The organism is Arthrobacter sp. Y3223164 (assembly GCF_059091005.1).
In genome coordinates this window covers 1-6,978 of the sequence record NZ_JBNHGF010000126.1, presented here as the reverse complement: position 1 = coordinate 6,978, position 6,978 = coordinate 1, and the positions used below count along the sequence as shown (strand labels likewise).

The 6,978-nt window shown below is 68.1% G+C and carries 7 protein-coding genes; 6 read left to right on the top strand and 1 reads right to left on the bottom strand.

All coding sequences use genetic code 11. The features are described from left to right. The 5 genes from AC5RUJ_RS08420 to AC5RUJ_RS08400 form a co-directional block, all read left to right on the top strand. Positions 1-1,609, top strand: a 1,609-nt coding sequence (locus AC5RUJ_RS08420) for a glycohydrolase toxin TNT-related protein (RefSeq protein ID WP_494155756.1), incomplete at its 5' end; no start/stop codon positions are given. A gap of 14 nt (positions 1,610-1,623) precedes the next feature. Then, positions 1,624-2,151 carry a hypothetical protein gene (locus AC5RUJ_RS08415; protein ID WP_494129051.1) on the top strand — a complete coding sequence of 176 codons (528 nt, stop codon included), beginning with the start codon at positions 1,624-1,626 and terminating at the stop codon, positions 2,149-2,151. Between the two features lie 36 nt (positions 2,152-2,187). Continuing rightward, complete coding sequence (locus AC5RUJ_RS08410) at positions 2,188-3,333, top strand: SseB family protein (RefSeq protein WP_494129050.1); 1,146 nt, start codon at positions 2,188-2,190, stop codon at positions 3,331-3,333. 1 nt (position 3,334) lies between these two features. Further along, positions 3,335-4,408 carry a hypothetical protein gene (locus AC5RUJ_RS08405; protein WP_494129049.1) on the top strand — a complete coding sequence of 358 codons (1,074 nt, stop codon included), beginning with the start codon at positions 3,335-3,337 and terminating at the stop codon, positions 4,406-4,408. Between the two features lie 180 nt (positions 4,409-4,588). Beyond that, a complete protein-coding gene (locus AC5RUJ_RS08400; RefSeq protein ID WP_494129048.1) occupies positions 4,589-6,016 on the top strand; it encodes an FAD-dependent oxidoreductase in 1,428 nt (475 codons plus the stop codon). A gap of 71 nt (positions 6,017-6,087) precedes the next feature. Here AC5RUJ_RS08400 and AC5RUJ_RS08395 read toward each other — a convergent pair whose 3' ends face one another. Further along, the gene (locus AC5RUJ_RS08395; protein ID WP_494022447.1) at positions 6,088-6,327 is read right to left on the bottom strand and encodes a hypothetical protein; all 240 of its coding nucleotides are present in this window, start codon (positions 6,325-6,327) and stop codon (positions 6,088-6,090) included. Between the two features lie 241 nt (positions 6,328-6,568). On the opposite strand from AC5RUJ_RS08395, the gene AC5RUJ_RS08390 reads away from it, so the two are divergent. Then, the coding region (locus tag AC5RUJ_RS08390) for a TetR/AcrR family transcriptional regulator (protein WP_494155755.1) at positions 6,569-6,978 on the top strand (410 nt) is incomplete at its 3' end.

The following is a 6,978-nucleotide window of genomic DNA, read 5'->3' as shown; positions in this document are numbered from 1 at the left end:
GGCACGCACTCCCGACGCGGAGGCGCCGGCACGCACTCCCGACGCCGGAGCCGATGCTTCGGGCTCAAGGGCCCCGGAACCCGATCCCGCCACACACAAGGCGGCCGCTGCGGGGTCCGGCGACGGCGTCAACGGCTATGACGTGAACGGACAGCGGGTCGACGACAGCTTCCGCCATCCGCAGGAACCGCAGTACGGCACCGCTGTGCCCGACGCGATCCAGAACCCGGAGGCACACGCCAGATATGGCCAGCACCGGGCCGATGACCTCTACCAGGACGTGGAGATGCCGGACTGGGCGGACCTGCCTAAGGACCAGCACGGCCGCGTGGACATCAACAGCGACCTCGACGCCATCGTGGACCGCTCCCAGCCCGCCTACGGCACCGACGAGCTCGGGAACCCCTTGGATAGAGCCGAGTACGCGAACCGGTACAGCGAGTTGGACGAGTTCCGGCCGGACGAGTACCGGGCGGCCTATCCGGACAACGCCGGGGCGGTCGAAGGAACCATCCGGACGTACTCGTCGTACGACGAGCTGCAGTCCGACTTTGGGAATGTCCAGCTGGACCGGATCGGCCCCAACGGCGGAGCCTACCTGGCCATCGAGGGAACCCCGTGGCACATGCGCGGCCTGCCGGTCGATACCCTCGGCAAGGAGCTGCACCACTTCGAGCTTGGCCGCCTGCCCGAGGGCGTCGAGGTCGAGGTCTCCGAAATCGCCCCGGCTTTCGGGCGCCCGGGCGGCGGAACCCAGCTGCGGTTCCTCGACACCACCCAGGGCCCCGATCCCAAAGCCATCGGCGTCGACGAACTGATCCGAAGGGAAGGCCTCCACGAGACCGGGCCGCGCCGGTTCGACCCGCCGTGGGCGCGCAACGCCGGCGACCCGGTGGACCTGCTGGCCAAGCACGACCTCGACTTGTCCGCACGGAAATCAGTCATTGACGCGGTCGAAGAGCAGGGCATCACGCTAAAACCCACGACCGTCTACGAGGTGGAGGGCCGCGGCAAGTTTTACACGAACTCCGCCGGCCACATCCAGCAGATCGAGGCTCCCAGCGGATCCAAGGGCAACTGGAATCCCGAACTGAACAACCCGCGGCCCAACGTCCGGTACCACATCGACGGCAACATCGTGGTCCACACCGACGGGTTCGGGCGCCCCACGGCACTGCACGCCCACGACCTCGAGTACTTTCCCAAGGAGCAGGCCGACACCTGGCGGCATCCCGGCAACCAGACCCACGTGGGCGGTCACGGCGGCGGCGACTACGACGGCGGCCACCTCCTCGCGGCCATGTTCGGCGGACCGGGGGAGAAGATCAACCTGATTCCCCAGCTGAACATCCAAAACCGGAACCTCGGCCTGGGCGCCCTGACGCCCATCGAGCGGTTGCGGCTGACGGGGGCCGCCGACACCTGGTATGACACCGAGCTTTGGATCCGCGACCGGCTCCGCGACGTGCCTCCCGGGGGCAGCAAGCCCTCGGTCACGTGGGACGTCCGCCCGATCTACGATGCTGGTGGGGGAAACCGTGTTCCACATATGGTGGAACTCAAGGTAACGGTTAACGGCCAAACCCGGCGCTTCGACTTCGAAAACTAAGGAATGTACTCCTCGTGACATCACAGCTGCTCTCCGACGAGTTTTTGTCGGCCATGGCAACCGCGGCCTCTTCGCGGTTCCGGACCTATCGGGAGATCCGGCTGGAGTTCGAGATCTACGGTGCAACCGTCTCCTGGACGGAGATGGCACAAACCGCTGAAGGCGCCTGGGTCAGCATTGACTTCTCCGAGGCCGTGCCGCTGGACCGCAGGGCGTTAAAGTCGGACAAAGCCGCCAGCTACACCAAAGGCAAGGGCACATGGTTCGCCGCCCGGCTGACCCTGGTCCCGGACGAAGAGCCGCGGTTCGAACGGTTCGACACGGAGCCGTTGGATCCCGCCCCGGGCGCCCTCCAGATGCCGGTACCTCCCGCTGGGGTCCAGGCCGAGCTGGCCCTGTTTCCGCGCGAACAGGAACGGGTTCCCGGCTGGATGCGCGACCTCCTTGAAAGCAACGGTTTGGACGTGCCGTATCTGGACCCGGCGACCGAAGAGCTGGTGCTTGGCAGTGAACGGGCCCCGTTCCAGGACCCCGCCCAGTAGCTCCCCCGCACCCTCCCGGAAGAAGGAACCCATTCCATGTCCGAACAGACGCCTGTGCTGCTCCGCCAACAGCAGTTGGCCGAGATACTCGCCGGCTGGATGCTGCAGGCCGTCAATTCCGAGCCCGGCTGGGACCGGATGGTGCTGGAGCTGAAACCATCCGCCGGCGCCATGCTCATGCGCATCACCCAAGACCGCGCCGGCATGGCAGCGGCCAATGCCGGCGCCCTGCAGCCCGGCACCGCGCCCTTCGACGCCGCCGTCGAACTGCGCAGCCTCAGCGCGGGGGAGAACGGAGAATCCTGGCGCTCGGCAGCCGTGAACCTCTCTGCACGGGACTGGCCGGAGCCGAAATACTCCCTGGACACCTACTTCAATTTCGACCAGCCCGCGCCTGATTTCGGTCTGGGAGAACCGGCCGACCAGGGGCCCGCATCAGCGGCCGGACAGGAACAGGCCGGCCGGCGCGGGCTGGACAACCGCTTGGTCGCCGACGCCGTGGCGAGATTCAGCGAGAATCCGGGGAAGGCGGCGGCCGTCAATGTGTTGCGCCACCTGATCGGCAGCGAAGTGTTGCTCGATGCCACAGATAATCCCGGCCGCCCGGGCATCAGCGTCGTCGAAGTCCACGGTTCGCCGTCCGTGCTCGCCTTCACCTCGCAGGAGAAGCTGGCCGAATTCCGGGCCTCCACGGGCCGGCCGGGGGCGCCGGTGTCCTGGGTCCAGCCCGGCGAGGAACTGGTGAAGTTCGTCGACGGCCACCGGGACATTGCCTACCTCTACATCAATCCCGCCGGCCCCGCCTGCGCCCTCGGTCGTCCGGAAATCAGCTTCGCGGCCGGGAGCCTGGCCAATGTCGGCCTGAAGCGGGCCGTGGCAAGCCAGGGCGGCACCGACGCCGTCGCCGAACAGCTCAAGCGGCCCGGCGCCGTTGTTCTGGCGGTTGACCGTTCCGGCGAGGGTGGCTCCGACGGGGGCCCGATCCTGCTCAAGGGCCAGGACGGCGGGCCGATTCTTCCCGTATTCTCCTCCGGGCCGGAAGTTGCCGCTTTCCGGCCGGCGGCGCGGTTCAGGGAAGTGCCGGCAACCTGGGCGATCGACATGCTGCGCCAGAGGCCCGAACTGTCGATGGTGGTGGACCCCGCCGGCCCGGAAGCGCTGCTCCGCGCCTCGGACTTCTGACATGGCCGCCCACCTGGGGCAGTTGGACGAAGCCCTGCTGACGACGGCTGCAGAGTGGTTCGGGGGCCGCAGTTCGCTGGAGGACGGCGCCTGGACCGTGCGGAACGACTACGGCGTCCGGATGTCCATCGCGGCCGAGGCCGACGGCTTCGTCTTTCGGGACATCATCGCGCCTTACTGGCCCGGGAAGCCGGAATACGTCCGGACCACGGACCCGGAGGCCCTGCTGCGCTGCCTGTTGTTCCGGGCCGCGTTCTGGCAGCGCAAACGCCGCGGCCTGCGCTTTCTGGCTCTCTCCGACCAGGGGATGGATGACGCCGGCGGCTGGACGCTTCGCACCAAGCCGCACAAGTCGCCCGCCGTGCTCGAACGTACGGGACCCGGCGGCACCGTCACCGCCGGCTTTCCGGTGGCACGCGACGCGCGGATCTTCACCCGGTATGCTGCGCTTCCGCTGGAGTCCCTCGTGGTGTCACTCGTCGCGGCGGACGGTGCCCCGCTGTTCGGGCCGGGCAGGCCAGGCCACGTTCTCCAAGGGCTGCCGGGCCGGCTGGCGGAACTGCCGCCCGAACGGATGGACAAGGCCGCACAGTACGCCGCCATAGCCGAACCGCTGATCCGTGACGATCAGTGGGCGATCATGAACGCGGCCGGAGAGCGCACGACCGTCAGCGCGACCGCCGACGGGTACATCCTGGACTTTGAAATGCCGCACGACAACGCGGACCGGAAAAGGTCCTACGTGCGCACCGAGGACCCGGACATACTTACACGTTGCCTGTTGTTCCTCAGCGGCCGGGCCAACCGGTTCCTGGAGGCAGCGGACGCCGGGGATGGTTTCCTGCCCTACACCGACCGATACGGTTGCCGGGTCGAGGACCCCGACCAGGCCTACCCCGTCACCCTCACCGGCACCAGCGAGCGGGGGGAGTTCAGGGCCTTCTTCCCGGCCGGCACCGGGGCGCGCCACCTGACCTATTACTCCGGGGCGCCCATCGAGGAGCTGCTGGCGTCGATCGAGTCGGACGACGGCTCGCCGCTGTTCGGTCCGAACCGGCTGGGAGCCGCCGGCTGAGGGCCGGACGATGCGGCAAGCCTGAGGAGCCGCACCGGTCCCTGGCCCGGCGACGCACCGCCGGCGCCCGGGCGCCAGTGAGATACGCGGCACACTGTTAGGAGGGAAACCGGCGGGCATTTAGAATAGGAAACTGTGCGCTTATTGCGCAGGAGGATTCCCGAAGAAGAAGGACTGCCCGTGTCTAACTCTGCCGAGGCCATCACCCAGCGTCCCCTGAGGGTGGCTATCGTCGGCGCCGGACCAGCCGGCGTTTACGCCGCCGACATCCTCACCAAGGCGGAGCGGGATTTCGAGGTCAGCATCGACCTCTTCGACCGCTACCCCGCGCCCTACGGGTTGATCCGCTACGGCGTGGCCCCCGACCACCCGCGGATCAAGGGCATCGTCAACGCCCTGCACAAGGTGCTGGACCGCGGCGACATCCGCTTCCTGGGCAATGTCGACTACGGCCGGGACCTGACCCTGAGCGACTTCCGGCACTTCTACGACGCGGTGATCTTCGCGACGGGCGCCATCCAGGATGCCGAGCTGGACATCCCCGGCGTTGAGCTCGAAGGATCCTTCGGCGCGGCAGACTTCGTGTCCTGGTACGACGGGCATCCGGACGTGCCCCGCGACTGGCCGCTGGAGGCCAAGGAGATCGCGGTCATCGGCAACGGCAACGTGGCGCTGGACGTGGCCCGCATGCTCTCCAAGCACGCCGACGACCTGCTCAGCACCGAGATCCCGGACAACGTGTACCGCGGCCTGAAGAACTCTCCCGTCACCGATGTGCACGTCTTCGGCCGGCGCGGTCCGGCGCAGGTGAAGTTCACCCCGCTGGAGCTGCGCGAGCTTTCGCATTCGCGCGACGTGGACATCGTGCTCTACCCGGAGGACTTCGACTTCGACGAGGGCTCCGACGAGGCGATCCGCTCCAACAACCAGACCAAGACGATGGTCAACACCCTGACCAACTGGCTGGTGGAAGAACAGGACACCGGCGCTTCCCGCCGCCTGCACCTGCACTTCCTGCACACGCCCGTGGAAATCGTGGAAGGCAGCGGCGACGGCGCCGGGAACGTGGCGGCGATCAAATTCGAGCGCAACGAGCTGGACGGCACCGGCAACGTCCGCGGCACCGGCGAAATCGTCGAATACCCGGTCCAGGCCGTCTACCGGGCCATCGGTTACTTCGGCTCCGAGCTGCCCGAGGTCGGCTACGATGCCCGCCGCGGCGTCATCCCGAACGAGGGCGGGCGTGTGCTGGACGAGGACGGCAACCCGGTGCCGGGCATCTATGCCACCGGCTGGATCAAGCGCGGGCCGGTGGGCCTGATCGGCCACACCAAGGGCGATGCGCTGGAGACCATCGGCTTCCTGCTCGAGGACCGGCTGGACCTGCCCGCTGCCTCCGATCCCGCCGAGGATGCGATCATCAAGCTGCTCGAGGAGCGAGGCGTCGCCTACACCACGTGGGAAGGCTGGCTGAAGCTGGATGCCCATGAGCGTGAGCTCGGGGCCTCCTTCGTCCCCGAAAACAACGACGGCGATGTTCCCGCCGTCGAGCGCGAGCGCGTCAAGGTGGTCCCGCGCGAAGAAATGGTGAAGATCTCGCAGCACTGATCCGCGGAACCGGGTACCCGGTTCCGCGCGGGGAGCCCGCCCGACCCGGCGCCGCACCGGCGCGCGGTGTGCTAGCGCTTGAGGTAGAAGCGCAGGACGTCGCCGCCGGGAAGTTCCACGCGGACCTTGTCGTCGCCGGGCGTGCTGAGGCGGGCTTCGGGATAGGTGGAACGCAGGCAGCTGAGCAGCGCCTGGTAAGGATCCGGGAGACAAGCATCCGGTCCTCGTGGGCTTCCCGGTTCCGGGCGGTGGAGCCAGGTCCGGAAGCGGCCGCCGCACCGCTGCAGCAGGGACTGTACTGGAGCCACCATCGCCATCCTCGCCCGCTTCACTGCCGGCCGCCGGCCGGTCTGATTCCGCGTTTCTGCCCTTTCGCCCAGTATGGGAGCCGGCGGCCCTTTATCCGCGAGGCGTCCCGGCATGTCGCGGAAGAACCGGTGTCGGGCCGGCAACGACTATGCTGAAGCCGAGCCGGTGGCCGCCGCATCCACCGGCGCCCCGATCCGCGTCGGGCGCTTCAGGTCCCACGCAGAAGGAGGCAGGGCACACCGCATGGCCAGACCGCAGAACCCGCAGCGCAAGCCGCAGCTGCTCGAGGACATCCTGGCCTACCTGCAGGACAAGAACCTCGCGGACCTGTCCTTTCGCCCGCTCGCCGAAGCCCTGGGCATCAGCAGCTACATGCTGGTCTATCACTTCGGGCACCGGGAACAGCTGCTCGAGGAGATTGTGCAACGGGTCGAGGCCGATCTCTCCGCGCCGTCGCCGGAGCAGTTGGCCGGCCTGGCGGTTCCGGAGCTGCGGCAGTTGCTGCTCCAGGTGTGGGAGCACTCGCAGACCCCGCAGAGCCTCGCCCTGCAGCGCCTGGGCTTCGAAGTAGCCATCCAGCAGGCGGCCGCCCGGCACACCACCGATCCGGCGCCGCCGGCGCGACCGCCCGGGTTCGTTCGCTGGCGCGATGC